At 59.2% G+C, this 22,402-nt stretch carries 23 protein-coding genes; 13 read left to right on the top strand and 10 right to left on the bottom strand.

The window, feature by feature from the left end; all coding sequences use genetic code 11:
* Window positions 1-176 precede the first annotated feature (176 nt).
* Both WCX72_RS08220 and WCX72_RS08215 read right to left on the bottom strand, forming a co-directional pair.
* Window positions 177-422: a helix-turn-helix transcriptional regulator gene (locus WCX72_RS08220; protein ID WP_231018463.1), complete on the bottom strand. Its 246-nt coding sequence runs from the start codon at window positions 420-422 to the stop codon at window positions 177-179.
* 234 nt (window positions 423-656) lie between these two features.
* Window positions 657-1,292, bottom strand: coding sequence for a hypothetical protein (locus tag WCX72_RS08215; protein ID WP_345969333.1), 636 nt, complete (start codon window positions 1,290-1,292; stop codon window positions 657-659).
* A gap of 95 nt (window positions 1,293-1,387) precedes the next feature.
* On the opposite strand from WCX72_RS08215, the gene WCX72_RS08210 reads away from it, so the two are divergent.
* The 3 genes from WCX72_RS08210 (at window position 1,388) to WCX72_RS08200 (ending at window position 3,222) form a co-directional block, all read left to right on the top strand.
* Window positions 1,388-1,936 (top strand): hypothetical protein, encoded by a 549-nt coding sequence (locus WCX72_RS08210; protein ID WP_345969332.1) that lies wholly within the window; start codon window positions 1,388-1,390, stop codon window positions 1,934-1,936.
* Between the two features lie 62 nt (window positions 1,937-1,998).
* Window positions 1,999-2,565, top strand: coding sequence for an elongation factor P (efp, locus tag WCX72_RS08205; protein ID WP_345971539.1), 567 nt, complete (start codon window positions 1,999-2,001; stop codon window positions 2,563-2,565).
* Window positions 2,566-2,658: 93 nt separating this feature from the next.
* Window positions 2,659-3,222, top strand: a complete 564-nt coding sequence (locus WCX72_RS08200) for a DJ-1 family glyoxalase III (RefSeq protein WP_345969331.1) — start codon at window positions 2,659-2,661, stop codon at window positions 3,220-3,222.
* 6 nt (window positions 3,223-3,228) lie between these two features.
* Here WCX72_RS08200 and WCX72_RS08195 read toward each other — a convergent pair whose 3' ends face one another.
* From WCX72_RS08195 to WCX72_RS08175, 5 genes are all read right to left on the bottom strand, one after another.
* Entirely contained in the window at window positions 3,229-3,546 is a 318-nt protein-coding gene (locus tag WCX72_RS08195; RefSeq protein ID WP_345969330.1) for a pyrimidine/purine nucleoside phosphorylase, read from the bottom strand.
* 57 nt (window positions 3,547-3,603) lie between these two features.
* Window positions 3,604-4,716, bottom strand: coding sequence for a glycosyltransferase (locus WCX72_RS08190; protein WP_345969329.1), 1,113 nt, complete (start codon window positions 4,714-4,716; stop codon window positions 3,604-3,606).
* Window positions 4,713-6,062, bottom strand: a complete 1,350-nt coding sequence (locus WCX72_RS08185; RefSeq protein WP_345969328.1) for an FAD-dependent oxidoreductase — start codon at window positions 6,060-6,062, stop codon at window positions 4,713-4,715. The genes WCX72_RS08190 and WCX72_RS08185 overlap by 4 nt, the downstream gene beginning before the upstream one ends.
* An 81-nt stretch (window positions 6,063-6,143) precedes the next feature.
* Complete coding sequence (locus WCX72_RS08180) at window positions 6,144-6,836, bottom strand: TIGR01621 family pseudouridine synthase (protein WP_345969327.1); 693 nt, start codon at window positions 6,834-6,836, stop codon at window positions 6,144-6,146.
* Window positions 6,833-7,084, bottom strand: a complete 252-nt coding sequence (locus WCX72_RS08175; RefSeq protein WP_345969326.1) for a hypothetical protein — start codon at window positions 7,082-7,084, stop codon at window positions 6,833-6,835. The genes WCX72_RS08180 and WCX72_RS08175 overlap by 4 nt, the downstream gene beginning before the upstream one ends.
* A gap of 180 nt (window positions 7,085-7,264) precedes the next feature.
* Here WCX72_RS08175 and WCX72_RS08170 point away from each other — a divergent pair, with 180 nt between their 5' ends.
* From WCX72_RS08170 to WCX72_RS08130, 9 genes are all read left to right on the top strand, one after another.
* The gene (locus tag WCX72_RS08170; protein ID WP_345969325.1) at window positions 7,265-7,909 is read left to right on the top strand and encodes a sulfite exporter TauE/SafE family protein; all 645 of its coding nucleotides are present in this window, start codon (window positions 7,265-7,267) and stop codon (window positions 7,907-7,909) included.
* A gap of 12 nt (window positions 7,910-7,921) precedes the next feature.
* Complete coding sequence (locus WCX72_RS08165; RefSeq protein ID WP_345969324.1) at window positions 7,922-8,923, top strand: hypothetical protein; 1,002 nt, start codon at window positions 7,922-7,924, stop codon at window positions 8,921-8,923.
* A complete protein-coding gene (locus WCX72_RS08160; RefSeq protein WP_345969323.1) occupies window positions 8,910-9,896 on the top strand; it encodes a 4Fe-4S binding protein in 987 nt (328 codons plus the stop codon). Before WCX72_RS08165 ends, WCX72_RS08160 begins: the two co-directional genes overlap by 14 nt.
* Window positions 9,883-11,157 (top strand): double-cubane-cluster-containing anaerobic reductase, encoded by a 1,275-nt coding sequence (locus tag WCX72_RS08155; protein ID WP_345969322.1) that lies wholly within the window; start codon window positions 9,883-9,885, stop codon window positions 11,155-11,157. Before WCX72_RS08160 ends, WCX72_RS08155 begins: the two co-directional genes overlap by 14 nt.
* Complete coding sequence (locus WCX72_RS08150; RefSeq protein ID WP_345969321.1) at window positions 11,157-11,969, top strand: acyl-CoA dehydratase activase; 813 nt, start codon at window positions 11,157-11,159, stop codon at window positions 11,967-11,969. Before WCX72_RS08155 ends, WCX72_RS08150 begins: the two co-directional genes overlap by 1 nt.
* A gap of 175 nt (window positions 11,970-12,144) precedes the next feature.
* Window positions 12,145-14,316, top strand: coding sequence for a TonB-dependent receptor (locus WCX72_RS08145; protein ID WP_345969320.1), 2,172 nt, complete (start codon window positions 12,145-12,147; stop codon window positions 14,314-14,316).
* A 131-nt stretch (window positions 14,317-14,447) separates the two neighbouring features.
* Window positions 14,448-18,068 carry a DNA polymerase III subunit alpha gene (gene dnaE, locus WCX72_RS08140; protein ID WP_345969319.1) on the top strand — a complete coding sequence of 1,207 codons (3,621 nt, stop codon included), beginning with the start codon at window positions 14,448-14,450 and terminating at the stop codon, window positions 18,066-18,068.
* 17 nt (window positions 18,069-18,085) lie between these two features.
* The gene (locus WCX72_RS08135; protein WP_345969318.1) at window positions 18,086-18,961 is read left to right on the top strand and encodes an AraC family transcriptional regulator; all 876 of its coding nucleotides are present in this window, start codon (window positions 18,086-18,088) and stop codon (window positions 18,959-18,961) included.
* Between the two features lie 84 nt (window positions 18,962-19,045).
* Entirely contained in the window at window positions 19,046-19,468 is a 423-nt protein-coding gene (locus WCX72_RS08130) for a pyridoxamine 5'-phosphate oxidase family protein (protein WP_345969317.1), read from the top strand.
* A 9-nt stretch (window positions 19,469-19,477) separates the two neighbouring features.
* Here WCX72_RS08130 and WCX72_RS08125 read toward each other — a convergent pair whose 3' ends face one another.
* From WCX72_RS08125 to WCX72_RS08115, 3 genes are read right to left on the bottom strand one after another with little or no spacing between them, the layout of a single operon-like run.
* A complete protein-coding gene (locus tag WCX72_RS08125; RefSeq protein WP_345969316.1) occupies window positions 19,478-20,176 on the bottom strand; it encodes an SDR family oxidoreductase in 699 nt (232 codons plus the stop codon).
* On the bottom strand, window positions 20,173-21,033 hold the full coding sequence (locus WCX72_RS08120) for an NAD(P)-dependent oxidoreductase (protein WP_345969315.1): 861 nt from the start codon (window positions 21,031-21,033) through the stop codon (window positions 20,173-20,175). Before WCX72_RS08120 ends, WCX72_RS08125 begins: the two co-directional genes overlap by 4 nt.
* A 27-nt stretch (window positions 21,034-21,060) precedes the next feature.
* The gene (locus WCX72_RS08115) at window positions 21,061-21,813 is read right to left on the bottom strand and encodes a hypothetical protein (protein WP_345969314.1); all 753 of its coding nucleotides are present in this window, start codon (window positions 21,811-21,813) and stop codon (window positions 21,061-21,063) included.
* 142 nt (window positions 21,814-21,955) lie between these two features.
* On the opposite strand from WCX72_RS08115, the gene WCX72_RS08110 reads away from it, so the two are divergent.
* Window positions 21,956-22,399 carry a thioredoxin domain-containing protein gene (locus WCX72_RS08110; RefSeq protein ID WP_345969313.1) on the top strand — a complete coding sequence of 148 codons (444 nt, stop codon included), beginning with the start codon at window positions 21,956-21,958 and terminating at the stop codon, window positions 22,397-22,399.
* The last annotated feature ends 3 nt before the right edge of the window (window positions 22,400-22,402 follow it).

Raw genomic sequence — 22,402 nt, 5'->3', positions numbered from 1 at the left:
AAGTGCCTATTTTTGGTAGGAAACCCGTTTTTTCAGTAGATGGTGGAAACGGGAATGAATATAAAGAAAAATTATATTCTTTATACGGCATAGTTTGGCGCCCCGTGTCGGTTCGCTATCGGAAATTGAATTGAAAACGGACTGCAGATCTTCACGCTCTTTTTGTGTCAACGTCGTCATGAGGCTTCCTCCAATCGGTTGATTTTTCGCACGACCCTGATGATGTCGTCGTCTTCGAGCTTCCCCAGCATCTGCATGACGGCCCTGGCAGCCTGCGGCTTCGCATTGCCCAAACGCCAGTCCTGATAGGTGCGCATGGAGACCCCGAGCAGCGACGCCATCTCTTTTTGAGTGATCTTCTTGCCGTTGCCCTGGGCTTCCACCGCATTGTGCAGAATATTGAAAAGATCGGAGTGTTCCATTGCTCCATTGTAGAAGAAGGATTCTTAAATAAAGCAAAAAACCGTATATAAAATACAATAATAGTACATTTATAGAAAATAGAGGTATATAAAGACTATAAAATACACAAAGATTACATAAAATCGTATATTTTATACGGTATTCCGTATAAAAATAATTTATCGGGAGAGGATGGATGAGGGCAAATATATAGTGTTGGACGCTATCGGAAAGGCGATGTCCTGAGGGTGCGCTCAGCGCGCCAGAAGATCGCTGTAGTCGTACTTGGAGAAGTCGAGGAAAAATTCGCCGTTTTGCTGGATGACGCGGATATCGCTGCCGTACGCTTTTGCGAAGCGCTTTTTGACCGTTTTCGTCTCCGAAGAGGAGAAGTGCTTGGCCTCGAGGTAGCGGAACAGCTCAATCTGTTCGGACAGGGGCTGGGCCGCCGGGATGTCACCGAAGGGGGCCGTCTCTGTCGCTTCAGTATGCGAGGCGAGTTTGAGCCCCTCCTGCACGAGTTTGGCGTTGACAAGCTCCAGGAAGGATTTGAGCTGTTCGTCCCGCGAGACATAGATGCTCTCGATGCGGTCGCGCTCTTCGCGCAGCATCTGCTCCTTGTCCCCGATGAGGCGGTCGATCTTCGTCTCCAGCTCCTCGATCTTCCGCTTGAGCTCGGCATTCTCTTTTTGGTACATCATGATGACGGCCCCGGCGGTAGTCCGCTGCGGGGTGCTCTGCCTGGGAGCGGTCGTGGCCGGCGCTTCAACGCTAATGTAGGTCGTGCCGTCGATGACGGTATGCGGCAGTCTGCCCGCACGCAGTTTGGCGCGGATCATCTCTTTGGACATTTTGAAGCGGTTGGCATATTCATCGATCGTTATCTGCATGGGGGACGATTTTAGCGAAAGTTGCTTGAAGATGCACTAGGAAGGGTCCCGACGCCGTTTTTCCTTGCGTCGGCAGAAGTGCTATAATGCCCACCATGAAGCGATTATTTACTCTAATGACACTCCTGGCGCTCCTGACGCTCTCAAGCTACGGCGCCGATACGAAACAGGTACTTGCCCTCTACCGCGACGGCGACTATCTGCAGGCATGCAAATCGGGACTGTCGGCCTATTACGCCGGCAGCCGCGAAGCCCACTTTGCCGCGATGGTCGGCATGGCCTGCGCCAAAAGCGACATGATCAACCCTCTGGGTGACCTGCAGCGCCCCCTGGTCAAGACCTCTTCAATGCGCAGCACGGCGACCTTCTTTGCGACGCTGCTGTTGGCCAAGCGGTTGCTCTACCAGCACCTCGTCGACGGAGTGCCGATTGAGGGTTTTACCCTGCCTAAATACGATCATGTCCTCAGCATCGTCTACGATCACGTCAGCCGGGGCGACTACAAGACGTTGGAGCACGGGGAGATGCTGATCGTCGACGGACAGCGCAATATCATCATCACCCTTTCGCGGGGGACGCCGCCGCGGGTTCTGGTGGACGAATACGAATCGGGGCGGCGCATCCGGCGACACTGGTACCAGTGACCCCGCCGCTTTTTAGCGAAAATAGTGTAAAATCCCGGAAAATTATAATCTAAGGGTATATGATGGCAACAATCGGAATGGGTGACATCAAGAAAAACGTGCGCCTTGAGATCTCGGGCGTACCCTTCAAGGTCGTGGAGTTCCAGCACGTCAAACCGGGCAAGGGTGCGGCATTCGTCCGTATGAAAGTCAAGAGTTTCCTCAACGGAAAAGTGATCGAGAAGACGGTCCATGCGGGCGACAAGTTCGAAGTGCCGAACATGGAACACAAAACGATGCAGTACCTCTACGACGACGGCGAAATGCTGCAGTTCATGGACAACGAGAGTTACGAGCAGCTCGGCCTGCTGTATGAGCAGTGCGAAGATGCGATGAAGTGGCTCAAAGACGGTACCAACGTGGAGATCGTTTTCCACAACGGCCAGGCGATCTCCGTCGATGCGCCGGATACGATGGAACTCGTCGTTACCGAAACCCCACCTAACTTCAAAGGCGATACGTCAAGCGGCTCCAAGAAGCCGGCGACGCTGGAGACGGGTGCCGTCGTACAGGTCCCCTATCATGTCCTCGAAGGCGATACGATCAAAGTCAACACCGTTGACGGCGAGTATGTCGAAAAAGTAAAATAATCCCGCCTCCCCGGCATTCTGCCCGGGGTTTTTCCTCTCTCTTTTTTTCTTCCGTGCTACAATTATCCTATTAAGCTGATTGAGGAGTCTCACATGCCGAAAAAAGTATTGGTCCCACTGGCCGAGGGATTTGAAGAGATCGAAGCCGTTGCCGTCATCGACGTGCTGCGCCGCGGCGGAATCGACGTTCTCGTACGTTCATTGGACAACGCACTGGAGGTTGAAGGAGCCCACGGCCTGGTCGTCAAGGCCGAAGCGCCCATCGGGGAGCTGGGTGCGGACGATATCGATATGATCGTCCTGCCCGGCGGGGGCGGCGGCACGAAACGCCTTGCAGAACATGCCGGTGTCCAGGCGCTGCTGGGGGAGATGGATGCCAAGGGCAAGCCGATCGGCGCCATCTGTGCGGCGCCGATCGCCCTCAATGCCGCCGGTGTGCTGAAGCCGAACTATACGGCCTATCCCGGTGTCGAGAAGGAGATACGGACGGAAGGGTTTCAGGGAGCGCGCGCCGCGGTCGTGGAAGATGCGAACGTCATGACGTCGCGCGGTCCCGGTACCGCTATCTGTTTCGGGCTCGAGATCGTGAAGAAACTGGCGGGGGAGTCCGCCTATGAGAACGTAAAACGCGGCGTGCTCGCCGATTACTGCGCCTAGGCGCCGTTACGCGTCGAGGTAGGTGCAGCAGTAGTCCGTGATGCTTTTGACACGGACCTGGAACTTGGTGTCGCCCCCGACATTGAAACTCTGGCCGCCGTGGATCGTCTGCCAAGCGCTCTCGCCCGGCAGCAGGATATCCAGTTCCCCGTCGTAAATCTCCATCAGCTCCGGTTTGCCCGTGCCGAACTCATATTCGCCCGGCAGCATGATGCCGAGGGTTAAGACGCTGCCATCAGGCAGGGTGAGCGTCCGGCTCGTGACGTTCCCTCCGAAGTAGACGTTGGCCTCTTTCTGGACACTGACATTTTCAAATGTAGACATGAATCCTCCTTCATTTTTGCGTCATTGTAGCCAAGAATTGCTATGCAATTACTGCGTTCAGATCGCGGTGAGGCGGCGGTAGAGCTGTTCGGCCATGACGTCGTAGGAGCGTCCCGCTCCGAGCAGCCGCCTGAGCCCCTGTTCGCGGACGAGGGCAAGGTGCGCGGCGTCACTGCGGATCAGGGTTTCGAGCGTCGCGGCGATGGCGGCGGCATCGAAAGCGCAGAAGAAGGCTTCATCCCCGTCGCGCAGGCGGTCGCGGTTCTTGGGAGTATCGGTGAGCAGTGCCGGTACGCCGGCGGCGTAGTAGTCCATCACCTTTGCCGGAAGGGTCATGGCAAAGATCGGCAGGGCGGGCATCAGGGCCAGGCCGACATCGCAGGCGCCGATCTGGCGTCCCAGTTCCGAAAGGTTGGCTGCCTGCAGTATCCGGATGCGCCCGGAGAGCATCGGGTACCCTTTGAGGATGGTTTTGAGATAGGTGGGGTCGAAGGTGGAGATATCCAGGGACCACTCCAGGCGGGTGAGCGCGGTAAAAGCGTCGAGCAGCGTTTCGAAACGCCGCAGCGGGTCGAGGGAGCCGACGTAGATAAAGCGCCGCGGGGCGGTACCGTCGTTTTTGGGGCCCGCGATGCGCGCGGGGTCGATTCCGGCGGGCAGGGGGAACGTCGGCAGCGCCAGAGCGGGGTAGAGCCCCGAGGCCAGCATCGCCGAAGAGGGGAGGAAGAGATCGCAGGCTTCGATCAGTTTCCGCTCCCGGCCGCGCTTGTACTTCAGGGCGAGGGAGGGCAGGAGTGCGCGTTTGTATTTGGCCATCATGGCGGCGTAGGCCGTCTCGTTCTTGGGGAAGGAGAGGCGGAAACCGACCCTGTAGCCGTAGCGCGCACGGTGGGCGAGCACCGTGCGGAGAATATCGAAGCGGTTGCGCACCAGGATAAAATCGAAGCTGCCGACATCCACCCCCTCTTCGTCGAGGTAGCCGATGATCGAATGCAGCTTCTCCTCGGGGACGATACAGTCGTCGCCTTTGTACTGGAAGCTGTCTTTGTAGCGGGTGTAGTAGACGATCGAGACCTGCAGGTACTTTTTGAGGTAGTGACCGAAGAGCGGGGCGATGGTGCCGTGGTCGGCGTACTCCTGCTGGTCCGTGATGTAGAGCAGCTTTTTCATGGACGGTCTCCTTCGGTAAGTTCCGCATCGAAGCGGGCGTGGTCAAAGCGGCGGCCGAGATAGGCGCAGACCGTTTCCACGTCGCGCCGGGCGTTGCCCAGGCAGCTCGTCGCCCCCGGGGAGGGCGTCATATTGAACACGATCCCTTCGCCGGTATCGATGCTCGCCTCTCCCAGCAGCAGTTTGCGCTGTTTTTTGTCGAGCACCTGCGGGCGGACCCCGCCGAAACCGGCGGCGTACTCGATGTCGGAGAGCTGCAGCGAGGGGACGATCTTTCGCGCATCCCTGACAAAGAGGCGCTTGTTCAGCCACGGCACTTCGAAGAGGAAGTTGCGCAGGACGTAGTTTCGGATGTCCCGGTCTTTGAGCAGGTCGTAGAAGATGCTTGCGATATTGTGGTCGAATCGGAGCGTCCGGAGGAAATCGATATACGTCCCGCGCTTGTAGCGTTCCAGTTTGGGCAGCATCAGGGCCGTGGGGCCGAACCGGGTGAGGCCGCCCAGCAGCAGGTCCGGGTCGCCGTGCAGGGCGGCGAAGGGGAGTTTGGGGTTTTGGACCATATAGACCTTGCCGTTCAGGATATGCCTTGTCGAGCGGTAGAAGCTGCCCGCCATCGGCAAAATACCGAAGTCGAGCCCGTACCCCATGCGGTGCGCGAGGAATAGGCTGTGGGCCCCGGCGTCGACGACGACGAAGCGGGCGTAGTAGGTGCCGCCGCCGCTGCGGACCTCGAACAGCTCTCCGCGTTTTTCGATCTGCATGACGTGTTGGTTAAAAAAAACGTCTGTGTGGATCTGTTTCCCCCGCATGGCGTTTTCGACGAAGGAGTCGCTCAGGCGCTTGAAGTCGACGGTGGTGTACTCCCCCTGTACACCGACACCGACGATGGGCTCCGGACGCTCCATGCCGTCCGCGTCGTAAACGACGGCGGGTTCGATCCGTTTGAGCGTGTCACGGTCATAGATCCGTAGGTAGGGGTAGAGGTTGCTGAACTCCTCGTGGCGCTTCGTCATAAAGTTGACTTCGTCGTACCCGACACCCAGGGCCATCTTCTGGTGGGCAAGGATGATATCGTTCTCGTAGCCGTGCTGCAGGCAGTATTTCTCTACCATTTTGGCGGTCCGTTTGACCTTGGCCGCTTTCTCCAGGGTGTAGTTCGTTTCGATATCGCCGCAGTGCAGGGTTTGCGAGTTGGAAGTAGCGCTGGAATTGAGCGTGGCCAGGGCACTGTATTTTTCGAGGAGGCAGAGGCTGCCCAGATCGCTGTAGCGCTCCAGGGCATAGAGCAGCGCTGCACCGGAGATGCCGCCGCCGACAATGAGGACGTCGTAGGTTGAGGGGTTCACGTTGTCGCTCCGCTCGGACCCGTCAGGGTCGTGGTGTTTCAAGTATAACGCAAAAAAATATGTCAGTGGTAACGGGAAGGACTATTTCTTCTCGGGAAAATGCTCCCAGGGGACCTGCCATGCCTGCAGCAGATCAGTAAACTCGGGCGACAGAAAACGCTCCCCTTCGTCGGGGGAAAGGGTGAAACTGAAAGGCTCGCCGTTGTAGGTGAAGCACAAGGCGTAGGCGTGCAGGTAGCCGCGCTCCTCTTTGTCCGCCTCCGCCTTGTCGGCGTAGCGCACGTCGCCGGCGATGGGGGAGCCCAGGCTTTTCAGCGCCACGCGGATCTGGTGGGTCTTGCCGGTGTAGGGTTTGACGAGGAAGGCGCGCTCCCCTTCGCGCAGGGGGGCGGAGATGAAGCGGGTCACCGCCGGGTTTTCCGTCGTTTTGAGCAGTTTCCAGTCGCCGCGGCGCGCTTTGGCCATGTCCCCCTTGATCCATCCCTGCTTCTTTTTCGGTTTGCGCAGACTGAGGGCGAGGTAGTACTTCTCGATCTCACGCTTTTCGAACAGCGCCGTAAAGGCAGCGGCCGCTTCGCTGCTCTTGGCGAGGATGACGAGCCCCGAGGTCATCTTGTCGAGGCGGTGGACCGGGTAGAGGGGACACCGGGTGAGTTCAGCGGCCCGTACGACGAATCCGGCCCCGGCCCCGGCTTCGCTGTGAAAGCTCATCCCTGCCGGTTTGGCGACAACGGCAAAATCATCATGGTCGAAATGAAGCGTCAGCGGGCTCATTTGCGCCGCCGGTTCAGGAAAAAAATCAGTGCGACGAGCACTCCGGTCAGCACGAGTACGGCGTTCGGGCTTTGCAGCATCAGCCAGCCGAGCAGGAAGTAGACCGCCGCGAGCAGCCCCGTGGCGGCCAGCAGAAAGATAAAAGCGTAGAGCCAGAGCACGGGTCTGCCGTATCGCTCGGCCAGCCGCGCCAGGAGGGGTTTGAGACGCTTGATGAAAATCCTTTGGAGGCGGGATGTCTGACGCATATTTTACCATGCACGCGGGGCTGTCCGCTGTTGCGTTTTTGCCGCTTCCGCCCCGCAATCGGCATGTGGAGATCGGGAGAGCGTATATTTAACAAATAATTAACAGTTAAAAGTAATAATCACTAATAATTTACAAATAATATACCGGATCGCTTCCGGGCGTGTGCAGACAAGGTTTTGATGGCGTACCTCTCTTTACTGCTTATCGGTCTCTCTTACGGCGCGACGGCCTGCATGTTCAGCTGTATGCCCTTTCTAAGCCCCTTGCTGCTGACGCAAAACGGCAGAGAGGGCGGGGCGCTTTATGTCGTTTCCATCTTCAGCCTGGGGCGGATCGTCAGTTACAGCCTGATCGCGGTGGCGGCCTCTTTCGGCGCGATGGCGGTCAAGTCGCTGCTCGACGATCCCGCGCTTTCGCAGAGCCTGCTGGGGATCAGCACCGTTTTCGTAGGCGGCGTGCTGCTGCACCGGAGTTTCTGGCAGCGCCGCTGTTGCAGTGTTTCAGGGGGAAGGCAGGGGACGACCGGGAGCGTCGGCTACTTTGCGATGGGGTTTGCGATCACGCTGAACCCCTGCGCCCCCGTCATGTCGCTCATCGCAGTGGCGGCAGGGAGCGCAAACGCGGCGGATGCCCTGGCGATGGGCCTGGCCTTCGGCCTTGGGGCGGTGAGCGCATCCTGGGCCCTGTACGGGCTTTTTTTCTCCCAGGTGGCGCGTGAAGCGGTGGCGCAGCTTGCGCGTTACAAGACGGCGATCGAGCGGATCGCCGCGCTGTTGCTGATGGCGGTGGGCATCGCAACCATCAACGGATTGAGCCATTTATAACGAGGAGAAGATATGGTCAAATATTTGATCGCCGTCGCGCTGACGGCGGTGACCGCACTGGCGGCGAGGCCCGAGGGGATCGTGCCGAAAGCAGCGTATGCGAAAGCGACGCATGCCAAGGTCTTTTGCGCCCCCCTGTGGATCAGCAGGGAAAACCCCTATGCGGGGGCGAAGAAGTGGGAAGGCATGGGCTCCGGCAGCGGATACGGCCGCCCGGAGGGACGCACGAAACTGTGGCTGGTGACCGGCGGCAGAGGAGGCACTCCTCGCACGCTCGGCAGCGCCGGCGGGATGGCGATGGCCTTTGACAACGACCACCGGGGCGTTGAGGCCAATGTGTCGGTGAAACGGGGCAGCGCGTCGCTCACTGTCGCGACCCGCACCCCGGGGCGCTACGCCGTCTACTACGTCGAAGATAGCGTCAAAGAGGGCGTGCGCTGTACGAACAGCGCCAAGTATGAGCTGACCTACGGCCGCCACGGGGACAAGGTGGAGCTCAACCGCTCAAATGAGACGGCGCTTCCGTTCGAAATTGTCCGCGTCAAAGAGGCGGAAGAGGGACTTTTCACGCATTTCGTCTCCGGCGACACGCTGATGTTCAAGACGATGTATAAAGGCGTGCCGAAGGCCGGAGTGGCCGTGACGATGCGCACCGGCGAGGGGTGGAGCAAACGGACCGTTTCCGATGAAAACGGCTCGGCAACGTTTACGCTGATCAAAGCGTATTTTCCGGCCTGGAACGCATTTGACAAACGCCACGAAGAGCGCTTTGTCGTGACGGCGGCATGGTCGGAAGAGGGGAACGGCACGCTTGGGGAGGCACCGTACGGCACACACCGTTTCGTGACGACCTACCCCGGCCGTTTCTTTCCGGAACCGAGCAGCTACAAGTCGTACGCCTTTGCGCTCTTTTTCGGCACGGCGGCGCTGCTGCTCACCGGCATCTTCGTCTACCTCTACCGGCGCCGGAGGGTGAAGCCGTATGCGGAGGTCCGTTTCGATGAAAAGGATTAGACGTTTCCTCGATCTGGGCAACCTGCGCCGTTTCCGCGCCATCGTCCAGCTGGTTAGTTTCGTGCTCCTGGTCTACGGAGCCTACTTCGCGATCGATCTGGGTAGCAATATGCCGGTGCTCTCCTGCGGCTACGACCGCCAAAACGGCGGCATGTGCTACCTGCTGCCGCTGCAGCATCAGCTCGGCCGGCCGCTGGGCATGCTCTTCAGCATGGCGAGCATCGGGATTCTGGTTGGATTCGTCACCTTCCTGCTCTGGTTTATCGTCTTCAACAAGGCCTGGTGCGGGTTCGTCTGTCCCCTGGGGACGATGCAGGACTGGCTCACTTCGCTGCGCAAGCTTTTCGGCATCCGCTACAGCAGCTACAACCAGACGCAGTTCAACCGCCTCAAGGTTATTAAGTACGTGCTGCTCGTTCTTCTGCTCTTGCTGCCGGTGGCGATAGGCGCGGGGCTGATCGGGGGCGAGTGGCGGGCGGCGTTTTGCCAGATCTGCCCGGGGCGGATGATCACGCCGCTCTTTGTCGGGGATTTCTCGCAATGGACGATCGACTTCTCGAGCAAAACGACGATGATCCTGACGGCGCTGGGGATGGTCATCACGGGGATGTTCCTCGCCGGCTCCTTTGTGAAGAAACGCTTTTTCTGTTTCTTCTGCCCGATGAGCGCGCTGCAGTACTCCTTCAGCAAGTTTTCCATACTGAAGCTGAAGAAGGACGGCGGCAAGTGCACCAAGTGCGGCGACTGCTACACCGTCTGCGACATGCAGATCAAGGATATCGCCGATGACGTGCAGAGCCGCGACATCCTACGCGACGACTGTACGCTCTGCATGAAGTGCATCGCCGCCTGCCCGGAAGAGGGGTGCCTGCAGGCCGATATCGCCGGTTTGACCATTTTTCAGTCCACCAAGGAAGGATTTTCCAAACGTATGCAGATAGACAGACCCGGAGGCGAAGATGAACGCCCGTAACGACCACACGATAGAGACGCCCAGAGAGCGTCAGGGACGCCACAAGGCGATGGAAGCGGTGAAGGTGCTCGACACGCTGCGCGAATACGCCGTCAACCCTCCGGAGGCGATGGCGTACTTCTACGAGCTTCACTGGCGCTACCACTGCGACATGACGCCGATGCACGAGGGGAAAACGAAAGTGGGGACGATGTGCATCCAGGTTCCTTACGAGGTGATCGACGCCCTCGGCGCGGCGCCGGTGCGGCTCTGCAACGGCTTTTACACCGACGACGAGATCGGCGGCGAATACCTGCCGTCGAAATCCTGCCCGCTGGTCAAGGCGACGGTGGGGGCCTTTGCGACGGACCACTTCGCCGATACCCCGGACCTCGTCGTGACCCCGACGACCTGCGACCAGAAGACGAAGGCGACGGGGATCGTCGAGGAGATGGGCTACCCGGTGTACGAGATGGAGTTTCCCCGGGTCAAAGAGAGCGAGGAGAGTCGGGAGTATTGGCGCCGCAGCGTGCGCAACTTCACCAAGACCCTCTCAAAGGAGCTGAAAACGAAGCTGACGCGCGGGAAGCTCAAAGCCTCCATCCAGAAGGTCGGCTATGCCCAGACGCTTTACCACCGCTTGAACGCCCTGCGCAAAGCGGAGCTGCCGCCGATCTCGGGCAACGATATGTTCCTCGTGACCAACGCTTTCTTCTTCGACAAGACCGAGGCGTGGAGCGCGGCGGTGGAGCGGCTGCTCGCGGAGATGGAGGCGAGGGTAAAAGAGGGGATCGGCGCCGCCCGCAAGCGCAGCCCGCGCATTGTTTACACCGGATCGCCCCCGATCTTCCCTAACCTGAAGGTACCGCAGCTTATCGAGATGGCGGATGCGGTGATCGTCGCCGATGAGAGCTGCTCCTCGAACCGGCTCTTCAACGACATGGTTTCGGTGGACGAGTGGTTCCTTTACGACATGGTCGACGCGGTGGCGGACCGCTATCTGAAAGGGTGCACCTGCCCGGTCTTTACCCGCAACGACGACCGGATCCGACGCATCGTCGAACTGGTGAAAGAGTACAGCGCCGATGGCGTCGTCTACCAGGCCTTCGCGGGGTGCCAGGTCTACGAGATGGAGCAGCGCTCGGTGCTGGCGGCGATGGAGAAGGAGGGGATCCCCATCCTCTACCTGGAGAGCGACTACAGCCCCAGCCAGCTCGGGCAGCTTACGACGCGGGTCGAAGCCTTCGTCGAATCGCTCAAGAGCAGAAAAAGGAGACAGTAGTGGAGTATTTTGCAGGGATCGATATCGGCTCGACGGCGATCAAGATTGCTATCGTCGACGGTACGGGGAATCTGGTCGGACACCGCGTGAGTGCCAGCGGCAGCATGTTTTACAAGTACGCCCAGGAGAGCCTGGCGCAGCTGATGGAGGAGGTGGGCGTCGCCCCGGAGGCGCTGCGCTACACCGTCGCGACGGGATACGGCCGCAAACTCTTCAAGGAGGCGGACGAAAACATCAGTGAGATCACCGCCAACGCCATCGGCGCGCGGGCCGCGGCGCAGGAGCACGGCGAGATTAAGACGATCATCAACATCGGCGGGCAGGATTCCAAGGCGATCTCCATGGACAGCGAGGGGAACGTCGTCAACTTCGCGATGAACGACCGCTGCGCGGCGGGGACGGGCAAGTTCCTTGACGTCGTCGCCCGCAACCTGGAGATCGGCGTGGACGAACTGGGGGAGTACCACTTCAAGGCGACCGGCACGCCGCTCTCCATCAACAGCACCTGCGCCGTTTTCGCCGAGTCGGAGATCATCGGCCTGCTGGGAAACAACCACCGAGTCGAGGAGATCGTCAGCGGGGTCCACTACTCCATCGCCAAGCGGATCGTGAAGCTCGTGAAGCGGGTCGGCATCCACGAAGGGATCTACTTCGACGGCGGCCCGGCGCTCAACAACGGGCTGGTCAACGCCATCGAGAACGAGCTGGGCAAACCGATCTTCGTGCCGGCGTTTCCGCAGATCACGACCTCCCTCGGCGCTGCGGTCCTTGCCTGGGAGTCCTACGGCTACGAAAGCGGCGAAGCGGTGTAGGCGCCGTCCCGGACGGATACCGAATCCGCCCATTTTTTTCGAATTTAGCAATTAATTTTCATGAAAACCCTCTATTTAACACATCTGTAACACCCCTTTCCTAGAATCTAGTCTTAATTATTATATTCAATATTAAATACATATGTTTATTTAATATTTTAGGAGGAGGGTATAAATGAAAAGAGGTGTTGCGGCTGCCAGTGCCGTACTGCTTGGAGCGTTTACGACGCTCGGAGCGGCGGACAACTATACGATGGAGACGATCAGCGTCGAGTCATCGACGATCACCAACGAAGCGGCGGGAAGAACCGAAGCCTCGACGGTGAACTACATCGATCAGGAGCTGATCGAGCAGATCAACCCCAAGCAGCTCAACGAGGTGCTTCAGACCGTGCCGGGCGTGACGGCGGACTTTATGGGCAACGAAGTCGTCGAGATCCATATCCGGGGGATTAACCAGCAGGAGTTTATGTGGGAGGATACCGGGGTCGCGATTATTGTCGACGGGGTCCCCGTCTACGCCAAGAGCGGCAAGTTCCGTCTCAATATGAGCGATATCACCAGCATCAAGGTGATCAAGGGGAGTGCAGCCTATCTCTACGGCAACCGCGCGATGGCCGGTGCCATCGTTATTACGACCTCCAAGCCACGGGGCGGCGACGACGCCTATTCGGTCAGTGCGGAAGCGGGAAGCTTCAATGCCCAGGATTACGAAGCGACGGCCCGCATCAGCCGGGAGAGCTTTGCCGCCAGTCTGAACGCGAACTACCGCAAAAGTGACGGCTACTGGGTTGATTCTGCTTACTGGAACAAGTCGCTCAGCGGCAAGCTCTCCTACTATATCGACGACACGAGCGACGTGACGCTGGGCATCGACAAGACGCTCAAGTACGAGGAGCAAAAACGCGCTTCATCGACCGGTGTCACCGCGGCGGACGCCAATCCCCGTGGTACGGCGGCGAGCGGCTTTCAGAAGGACAACGAGGTCGACCTGGACAAGTACATCCTTACCTATACGAAAGAGTTTGTCAACGGGGGGAACCTGCTGCTGAACGTCTACGACTACATTGACGAATACGATTACATCTCCAGCCCGCAGGATACCGACGGCGACGGCATCGGTGACACCTACGCGCGGCACACCCTGGAACACAAAAAACAGAAGGGGGCCAAGCTGGAGTTCAAACAGGAGCTGGCGGATTTTGCCTATCTTGTCGGCTATGAGTTCGGCGACCGCCAGTACCAGTCGGGCAGTGAGACACTCATCGACTACAATTCGACGGACGTCGAGGGGAACCCCGTTGCGAACTATGCCGGGGAGCTGACACACACTAATGACGACCAGCGTCTGCACGCCTTCTACGGTGAGCTGAAATACGCCGTCACGGCGGCATGGACGGCCGTATTCAACATGCGCCACGATATTCAGAAAGACATGTACAAAGTTGTTTCGCATGACTACAACGGTACCGACTGGAACAATGAGAAACTCTACGAGGATCACACCTATAATGAAAACGGCTACCGGGTCGGGACGACCTATGCCGTTGACGCCGATACGACCCTCTACGCCAACATCTCCACCGGCTACCGGACGCCGACGGTGGACAAGATGGTCACGAACTACGAAAACCGTAACCGTACGGACGGTGTGGCCGTGCCCATCGACGTCGAGCGCAGCATCACCTACGAGGTCGGTGCGCGGGGGAATCTTGGTGGCCATCTCCTCGATTACGAGCTTTCCGTTTTTCAGATGGATACGAAAGATATCATCGGCTACCGTTTCGGGACCTATTCGTTCGCGACCAGCGGCGGCATCACGGACAATATCGGTGATGCGCGTAACCGGGGGGTGGAACTCTCCCTCAAGAGCGACCCCACGCGGCGCCTCTCGTTCAACCTCGCCTATACCTATCTGAAGGCGGAGTTCACGAAACATGACCCCGTGAAGATCGCCTACCGTGGACCGGAGTATGACATCGTCGGCAACGAGCTGCCGAGAACCCCGAACAACATCTTCGACCTCTACACGACAATAAGGTTCTCGCCGAACCTGAAGGTGATCGGTCAGGTGTACGCGCAATCGGAATACTATGCGGACGAGACGAACATGATCAAGATGCCGGGGTACGCTTTTCTTAACCTGCAGGCGCGCTATACGATGCACGTCGGCGGCAACGAACTGGAGTGCTACGTCAAGGTCAACAACGTCTTTGACGAACACTACTACCAGACGGTCTACTTCACCGGCGACAAGAGCGGGGACGGTACCTTCGACCGGGAGGACCCGACGATCACGGTCGCACCGGGCAAAGAGTATTTCGCCGGACTCATCTACCGCTTCTAGGCGTTAGTGCTTTCGCCCCCCGCTTAATGCGCCCTCCGATTCCCGAGCCCGGCGCTCGGCGAGAGCTTCTTTTTACCCGCATCCCACTATAATAACTTCCTGATTACCGAATACGTTTTTGAAGGCCTACGATGAGCGTCCAACCCTTTACCCACCTGCACCTGCACACCGAATACTCCCTGCTCGACGGCGCGAACAAGATCAGCAATCTTGCCAAACGCGTCAAAGAGCTCGGGATGACCTCCGTGGCGATGACCGACCACGGCAACATGTTCGGCGCCATCGACTTCTGGCACCAGATGAAAGGGGAGGGGATCAAGCCCATCATCGGGATGGAGGGGTATATCCACAACGGCGAGACCCTCGATGACAAAAGCACCCGACAGCGTTTTCACATCTGTCTTTACGCGAAAAACCAGAAGGGGTACGAGAACCTGATGTACCTCTCCTCCATGGCCTACATCCACGGCTTCTACTACTTCCCGCGGATCACGAAGCAGGAGCTGCGCGAGCACAGCGAGGGGCTTGTCTGTACTTCGGCCTGTCTGCAGGGCGAGGTGAGCTGGCACCTCAACACCAACAGCGAACGTAACGTCAAGTTCGGGGCCGGCGGCTACGACGAGGCGAAGCGGGTCGCGCTGGAGTACAAGGAGATCTTCGGCGAGGACTTCTACCTGGAGTTGATGCGCCACGGCATCGCCGATCAGCTCTTTATCGACGAACCGTTGCTCAAGCTCTCCCAGGAGACAGGGATCAAGCTCGTCGCGACGAACGATACCCACTATACTTTCCCCGACGACGCCCAGTACCACGAGGCGTTCATGTGTATCGGGATGAATAAACTCTACGACGACCCCAACCGTCTGCGCCACTCGGTCCACGAGTTCTACGTCAAGAGCCCGGAGCAGATGCAGCGGCTCTACGCGGATATCCCCGAAGCGCTGGAGGCGACCCAGGAGATCGTCGACAAGTGTCAGCTCGAGCTCGAACTGGGCAACCCGACGCCGCCAAACTTCAAATTCACTCGCGAATACGCCGCGAAAGAGGGACTCAATATCGACCATGCCGACGATGCGCCGCTGGGGCCCGGCGCGACGGCAGACGATAAGAAAAAGTGGATGGGAGCCGCCGACAAGAACGACGCGGAGTTCTTCATCCACCGCTGCCGCCTGGGGCTGGAAGAGCGTCTCAAACACGTGCCGCAGGAGCGCCACGAGGAGTACCGGGCGCGCCTGGAGTACGAGATGGACGTCATCAACTCCATGAAGTTCCCCGGCTACATGCTCATCGTCTGGGACTTCGTCGCCGAAGCCAAGCGGATGGGAGTAGCCGTCGGCCCGGGACGCGGTTCCGCGGCGGGGAGCCTCGTCGCCTACGCGCTGGAGATTACCGACATCGACCCGATGAAGTACGACCTGCTGTTCGAGCGTTTCTTGAACCCCGAACGTGTATCGATGCCCGATATCGATATGGACTTCATGCAGGCGCGCCGCGGCGAGGTGATCGACTACGTCGTGCGTAAATACGGCCGCAACCAGGTGGCGCAGATCATCACCTTCGGTTCCCTGCTGGCCAAGGGGGTCATCCGCGACGTCTCCCGCGTGCTTGATATGCCGCTGAGTCAGGCGGACAAGATGGCGAAGCTCATCCCCGAAGAGCTGGGGATCACCCTCAACGGCAAGAAGAAAGGCGACGATTTCAAACCGGGCGCTTTCCAGAAAGAGCCGAAGATCAAGGAACTTATCGACACGGATCCGCAGGCGAAGCGCGTCTGGGAGTTCAGCCTCAAGCTCGAAGGGCTTAAGCGCAATGCCGGTATGCACGCGGCGGGGGTCGTTATCAGCAACGAAGAGCTCTGGAAGAAGACGCCTATCTATAAGCCGCCGGGGGAGGAGACCTTCGTCACCCAGTACTCGCTCAACTACCTCGAGGACGTCGACCTGATCAAGTTCGACTTCCTCGGCCTCAAGACCCTCGACGTCATCGATAACGCGATCAAGCTTGTCAAGACGCGTTACAACGAAGTGATCGACTGGAACACGATCAATGTGGACGACCCGAAGGTCTACGAAGTGATCCAGTCCGGTGCCACGGTCGGGATGTTCCAGATCGAATCGAGCGGGATGCAGGATCTGAACAAGCGGCTCAAGCCCTCCAACTTCGAAGACCTCATTGCGGTCCTGGCGCTCTACCGCCCGGGACCGATGGAGTCGGGGATGCTTGACGACTTTATCGAACGCAAGCACGGGCGCAAGAAGATCTTCTACCCCTTCGAGGAGGTCAGCTTCGATATGCTCAAGGAGACCCTGGAACCGACCTACGGCATGATCGTCTACCAGGAGCAGGTCATGCAGATCGTCCAGACCGTCGGGGGCTTCAGCCTCGGCGGCGCGGACATCGTCCGGCGTGCGATGGGTAAGAAGAAAGCGGACCTGATGGAGAAGTACAACCGTGAATTCTCCGAAGGGGCGCAGCAACAGGGGCTGGATTACAAGAAGGCCTCCGCGCTCTTTGACCTGATCGAGAAGTTCGCCGGCTACGGTTTCAACAAGTCCCACTCGGCGGCCTACGCGATGGTCACCTTCCAGACGGCATGGCTCAAGACCTACTACCCGCAGGAGTTCATGGCGGCCCTGCTCACCTCGGAGAAGGATAACACCGACAAGGTCGTCAAGTACATCGATGAGGTCAAGCGGATGGGCATTGAGCTGAGCCCGCCGGACATCAACGATTCGCAGCTCGAGTTCAGCGCCACCCGCAAGGATGACCAGGACTACATTCTCTTCGGGCTCGGCGCCATCAAAGGGGTCGGGACCTCCGCGGTCAAATCGATCCTCGAGGTGCGCAAGGACGGCGAGTTCACGGACCTGCAGGACTTCGTCAACCGCATCGACCCGCAGAAGGTGAACAAGAAGGTGCTCGAATCCATCGCCAAGGCGGGAGGCTTCGACCGCTACCAGTATTCGCGCCGCGCGCTGCTCGAGCAGATGGAAACGGTGATCGAGACGGCCAAGGACTCCATGCAGGCGCGCAAGAACGCCGCGGGCAGTCTTTTCGGCGACGACGCCGACGTCACCACGGTACAGCTCAGGCTCGAAGATGCTCCGGAGTTCGGTCTCAAGCAGATCCTCGAGTTCGAGAAGGAGACCCTGGGCTTCTACGTCTCCGGCCACCCGCTCGACGACTACCGCGAGGAGCTCGAGCAGCTCGAATATACCCTCTCGTCCGACCTGGAGAACATCGCCGACGGCTCCTTCGCCATCTTTATCGGGAAGGTCGAGGAGATCACGCACAAGATCTCCAAGAAAGGGAACCAGTTTGGCATCGTCAACCTTATGGACTTCCACGGCAACCTCGAGGTGATGCTTTTCAGCGACAAGCTCGAGGAGCTCGAGACGATGAACCTCGACGAGCCGATTGCCTTCAAGGTCAAGGTGACCCATACGGAGATGTTCACCCGCACGAGCGTGACGAAGATCATGAGCCTCAAAGAGGTGAAGAAAGAGAGCAAGAAGATCAGTACGAAGATCCGCGAGGTGCCGCAGGAGCCGCTGACCCTGCGCCTGCACCTGGACAACGGCGTCGAGCGCCTCGAGGAGCTCTACCGTCTTGTCCGCCGCCACCCGGGCACGCGCCCGCTGAAGCTCAACATCGTCTCCAAGCTGCAAAACGTCGTCATCGACTCGGCTATCCGCGTCAACAACTCCATCATGGAGGAGCTGGCAGGCCTCTCGGACGTCGACGTGGCATAACGCGGTCACGGCACTTAATGCAGACGATCTCGTCCGAAGCGCTGCGGACGATCCGATCGCTCGTCGGCGATGTGACGGAGGAGCAGCTGCGTTTCGTCGATGCCTATGTTGCGCCCGAGTTTTGCGCGTTCATCCCCGTCGGCGGGCAGTGCGGTTATGCCGTGACGCCCGAACATGAGCACCCCGCCTATATGTTCGTGATCCAGTACGACGAAGCGACGCAGGTCGTCCTGGACGGAAGGCGTTTGACGCCGAAGCCCCGCCATCTTTTCTGCCTCTCCCCCCGCATTGCGCACCACGAGGTACAGAACTACCTTCCGCCGCGCTACTGCGCCATCTTCGTCAATCCCGGCAGTTTTGAGAGCATCTACGGACAATACCGCGATGATCCGGCGGCATTCAACGGCGAGATGTTCGATCTGGACGAAGGGATCCAGCCGCTGCTGCAGCTCTTTATGCAGTCGTGCCGGGAACAGGCCCGTCCGCTGGCCGCCTCGCTGGCGCAGAGCCTGACACACCTGATCGTCCGCAATACGCTCTCGACGTTCCCGGCTGAGCGTGAGAGCGTTTCGCTGCAGGGGCGCATCAATGCCGCGGTCGAATATATCCACCTCCATTACGCCTATGAATTGGAGCAGCGAACGCTGGCGGAGGTCGCGGGCGTCTCCGTGTCGCATTTCGGGCGGCTCTTTCGGTCCGCGCTGGGGATGAGCGCGGGGGATTACCTGCTGCGCGTGCGGCTGCAGCATGTCAAGAAGGTGCTGGAGTCGGGGGAGACGAGCGTGACCGATGCCGCGCTCGGAGCGGGATTCAACTCCGCCTCGTACATGGCCCGCCGTTTCAAAGCGGCCTTCGGCGAGACCCCCTCCGAGTACGCCTCGCGCTTCAAATAGCCGAATCGTACGCTTTTTCAGCGTTTTTGTACTCGCAAACCTTCCGCACCTTTGCCTATACTTTGCCGAAAAAAGGAGTAGTTTATGCCTCCGGAAATTCTGGCATTCATCACACAAAACCCTGTCTGTACCCTGGCGACCGCCGAGGAGGACCAGCCGCATGTGCGCGGATTTTTAAGCAACATCATCGGCGGGAAGCTATATTTCACCTCGTCGACCGCCAAAGCCGTCGGGCGACAGCTGCGGGCCAACCCGAAGGTGGAGTTCTGCTACCTGTCGCAGGACTTTACGACAATGCTGCGGATCCGCGCGGAGATGAGAGCGGTGGAGGACCGCACGATCAAGCAGCAGCTGATCGAGACCCGGGAGTACCTGGCGCACTTTCGCGCGGACGATCCCTCCTTTATGCTGCTGTCGCCGGTGAACGGGGAGGCGTGGTTCTGGACGCTGGCAGACAATCTGCGCGAAGCGGCGATTGAAAGGGTGCCGTTTCAGCCCGAATCGTAGAGCCTCCCGTTACTCCGGATAGATCATCTTCTTCGTCACGCCGCCGTCAATGACAAAGTTCTGGGCCGTAATAAACTCCGCATGTTCGCCGGTGAGGTACCAGACCATCTCCGCGACATCCGAGACGCCGCCGACCCGTCCCGACGGATGGAAGGTGTGGTCGAAACCATGCAGGGATTCGGGGGCGGCGTGTTCGATCCAGCCGGGGCTGACGGCGTTGACGCGCACGGGGGCAAGGCTCATGGCCATGGCGTGGGTCAGGCTGAGCAGCCCCCCTTTGCTTGCGCTGTAGGCCTCGGTATGCGGTTCGCTCATCAGGGCGCGGGTGGAGGCGATATTGACGATGCTGCCGCCGCTTTGCATCAGCAGCGGCGCCACGGCCCGGCTGAGGAGGAAGGGCGCGGTCAGGTTGACGTCGAGTACCCGTTTCCACTCCTCTACGGAAAGTGTCAGCGGATCGCCGTTGGCATGTGTTGCGGCGTTGTTGACGAGGGCGTCGAGGTGCGTCAGGGATGCCGCCGCTCTTTCGATGCTTTTCGGGTCCGCGAGGTCGCAGGCGAGCGGTTCGAATCCGCCTTGCAAGGATGCGGCGAAGAGGGATTCCGCCTGGATGTCGAGGCCGTAGACTTTCCAGCCGCGTCCGGCAAAAAGGGTCGCAGTCGCGAGCCCGATCCCCTGCGCGGCGCCGGTAATGAGGAGCGTCCTCACTGCTCACGCTTCCGGAACAGCTTGGCGACGGAGGCGAAATCCTCTCCCTCGAACCCTTCGGCGAAGGTGCGGGCATAGAGCTCTTTGACCATGGCGGCCGTGTACAGGGGCTGTTCAAGGCCGTAGGCCAGGTCCTGCAGGCAGTGCAGGTCTTTGTAGATCAGGGCGTTGGAGAAGTGGGGCGCGTAGTCGTCGTCGAGCAGTTTTTGGCGTTTTGCGTCGAGCACGAGGGATTTGCCGCCGCCGACGGCGAGGATCTCCAGGAGCGTTTTGCGCTCTATTCCGGCCGCTTCGCCGATGCCGACCGTTTCGGCCAGGACGGCCATGATGCCGCCCAGGGCGAGGTTGTTGACGAGCTTCATCTTTGTCGCCCGCCCCGGTTCGCGCAGGTAGAAGAGGTGTGCACCGATGGATTCGAGGATGCCCCGGGCCGCCTCAAAGACCTCTTCCTCTCCGCTGGCCAGTACGGTCAGCGCCCCGTTGGCCGCGGGGACGACGCTGCCGAGCACCGGGCACTCCAGGTAGGAGGCCCCCGCAAGGCGGCAGCGTTCGTGGAAACCCGCAACGGCGTCAAAATGGTTGGTGGTCAGGTCGATGACGGTCTTGCCGGAGGCGTTGGCGCCGAGCAGGCCGTTTTCGCCCGAGAGAACGGCGTCGACAGCAGCGCTGTCGAAGAGGCAGAGCAGTACGACGTCACACTTTTCGATAACGTCGCGCGGTTGGCCGCAGAGGTCGACAGCCAGCCCCTCGGCTCTTTGCGGCGTCCGGTTGTAGACGCTGAGCGTATGTCCGCACTCCAGCAGCCGCTCGGCGACGGCCCGGCCGAGGTGTCCGAGCCCGATAAATCCCAGATGCATGTGTACTCCTTTTTTCTGTTTTGCGTATTATGCCTTTTCTTCCGGGATATAGGCCCTTTCACGACGGATTTCGAAGAAGAGGGCGATACCGAGCATCAGAGTGAAAACGAGCGAGGCGCCGACGGTGCCGAATGCCACGCCCCCGTCGTCGGCGGATTTGGTCAACAGGTCGCCGAATGTCGCGCCGAAAGGACGGGTCAGGATGAATGCTATCCAGAAGAGCAGGACCGGCGAAAGGGCGGTGACATAGTGCAGAAGCGCCGTCAGGGCCAGAACCCCGCCGATCAGAAGGGCGCTGTACATGAAACCGATCTGAAGGTCATCTGCAAGGAAATCGCCTGCCGCCGTTCCCAGCGTGTTGGCGATCAAAAAGGCGAGCCAGTAGTAGGTCTCCGCCGGGACGGAGCTGATCTGTTCGACCGAGAGCGAACGTGTTTTGGCACGCCACAGCAACAAGACACCTGCCAGCAGAACGAGCAGGAGCATTGATCCCGCGGCGTACCCCAGTCCCAGCGTTCGGTCGATAAAATCCGATATCGCGGTTCCGGCGATGGCCGAGGCGGTAAACGTCAGCCAGTAGAGGGCCGGATCGTAGCGTTTCATCGCGATCTTGACGGCGGCCAGCAGGGCGAAGATGGCAAGGAAAATGAGAATGGTACTTCCGTAGCCGATCTCAAACGTCATGGAAAACATATCAGCGCCGGTTTCGCCAAGGGTGGTTGAAGCGATCTTGATGATCCAGTAAAGCAAAATGATCTGGGGAACACGTGAATGGGTCATGGCAGATACCTTTTTAAGGGTGTATAAGCGGGATGATACTCCATCTTTTTAAACGGAACAGCACTCCGTTTCAGCGGCAAAAACGGCCGACGGGCATGGATTTTGCATGCCCTCCGGCAACACAATATTTCCGGAGCCAAAGATGGACACTCTCAAGATCGTATGCCCCCACTGCCAAAGCGTTAACAGCGTCGTCAACGAAGTCGAAAAAAAAGAGGTGCCTTGCAGCAGCTGCGGCAAACCCCTGACGGACACGACCCCCGTCACCTGCGACGCGGAGGCGTTCAAGCTCCACATCGCCGAAAACGACATTCCCGTCATCGTCGATTTCTACTCCCCCGACTGCGGTCCCTGCATGGAGATGGCGCCGGATTTCGAAAAAGCGGCCTCCTCCTGCGCCCTTGAAGTGCGCTTTTTAAAGGTGAATACCCTCAACGACGCGCCGCTGGCGCTGCAGTACGGTGTGAACGAACTGCCCACGACCATTGCCTTCAGCAGGGGAATGGAGATGAACCGTTTTACCAGCAAACTCTCCAAAGACCAGCTCAGCATGTGGGCGGAGAGCCTGATCCAGATGACGCTCTGAGAG

The organism is Thiomicrolovo immobilis (assembly GCF_039645955.1).
GTDB lineage: Bacteria > Campylobacterota > Campylobacteria > Campylobacterales > Sulfurimonadaceae > Thiomicrolovo > Thiomicrolovo diazotrophicus.
This window is presented reverse-complemented; position numbering and strand designations above follow the sequence as displayed.

Excerpts from the sequence above, each read along its gene's own strand:
- WCX72_RS08175 (WP_345969326.1), bottom strand. The coding sequence starts at position 7,084 with ATGCGTCAGACATCCCGCCTCCAAAGGATTTTCATCAAGCGTCTCAAA.
- WCX72_RS08120 (WP_345969315.1), bottom strand. The coding sequence starts at position 21,033 with ATGCATCTGGGATTTATCGGGCTCGGACACCTCGGCCGGGCCGTCGCC.
- WCX72_RS08200 (WP_345969331.1), top strand. The coding sequence starts at position 2,659 with ATGCCGAAAAAAGTATTGGTCCCACTGGCCGAGGGATTTGAAGAGATC.
- WCX72_RS08170 (WP_345969325.1), top strand. The coding sequence starts at position 7,265 with ATGGCGTACCTCTCTTTACTGCTTATCGGTCTCTCTTACGGCGCGACG.
- WCX72_RS08210 (WP_345969332.1), top strand. The coding sequence starts at position 1,388 with ATGAAGCGATTATTTACTCTAATGACACTCCTGGCGCTCCTGACGCTC.
- efp (WP_345971539.1), top strand. The coding sequence starts at position 1,999 with ATGGCAACAATCGGAATGGGTGACATCAAGAAAAACGTGCGCCTTGAG.
- WCX72_RS08110 (WP_345969313.1), top strand. The coding sequence starts at position 21,956 with ATGGACACTCTCAAGATCGTATGCCCCCACTGCCAAAGCGTTAACAGC.
- WCX72_RS08130 (WP_345969317.1), top strand. The coding sequence starts at position 19,046 with ATGCCTCCGGAAATTCTGGCATTCATCACACAAAACCCTGTCTGTACC.
- WCX72_RS08115 (WP_345969314.1), bottom strand. The coding sequence starts at position 21,813 with ATGACCCATTCACGTGTTCCCCAGATCATTTTGCTTTACTGGATCATC.
- WCX72_RS08160 (WP_345969323.1), top strand. The coding sequence starts at position 8,910 with ATGAAAAGGATTAGACGTTTCCTCGATCTGGGCAACCTGCGCCGTTTC.
- dnaE (WP_345969319.1), top strand. The coding sequence starts at position 14,448 with ATGAGCGTCCAACCCTTTACCCACCTGCACCTGCACACCGAATACTCC.
- WCX72_RS08165 (WP_345969324.1), top strand. The coding sequence starts at position 7,922 with ATGGTCAAATATTTGATCGCCGTCGCGCTGACGGCGGTGACCGCACTG.
- WCX72_RS08180 (WP_345969327.1), bottom strand. The coding sequence starts at position 6,836 with ATGAGCCCGCTGACGCTTCATTTCGACCATGATGATTTTGCCGTTGTC.
- WCX72_RS08135 (WP_345969318.1), top strand. The coding sequence starts at position 18,086 with ATGCAGACGATCTCGTCCGAAGCGCTGCGGACGATCCGATCGCTCGTC.
- WCX72_RS08145 (WP_345969320.1), top strand. The coding sequence starts at position 12,145 with ATGAAAAGAGGTGTTGCGGCTGCCAGTGCCGTACTGCTTGGAGCGTTT.
- WCX72_RS08155 (WP_345969322.1), top strand. The coding sequence starts at position 9,883 with ATGAACGCCCGTAACGACCACACGATAGAGACGCCCAGAGAGCGTCAG.
- WCX72_RS08215 (WP_345969333.1), bottom strand. The coding sequence starts at position 1,292 with ATGCAGATAACGATCGATGAATATGCCAACCGCTTCAAAATGTCCAAA.
- WCX72_RS08220 (WP_231018463.1), bottom strand. The coding sequence starts at position 422 with ATGGAACACTCCGATCTTTTCAATATTCTGCACAATGCGGTGGAAGCC.
- WCX72_RS08195 (WP_345969330.1), bottom strand. The coding sequence starts at position 3,546 with ATGTCTACATTTGAAAATGTCAGTGTCCAGAAAGAGGCCAACGTCTAC.
- WCX72_RS08190 (WP_345969329.1), bottom strand. The coding sequence starts at position 4,716 with ATGAAAAAGCTGCTCTACATCACGGACCAGCAGGAGTACGCCGACCAC.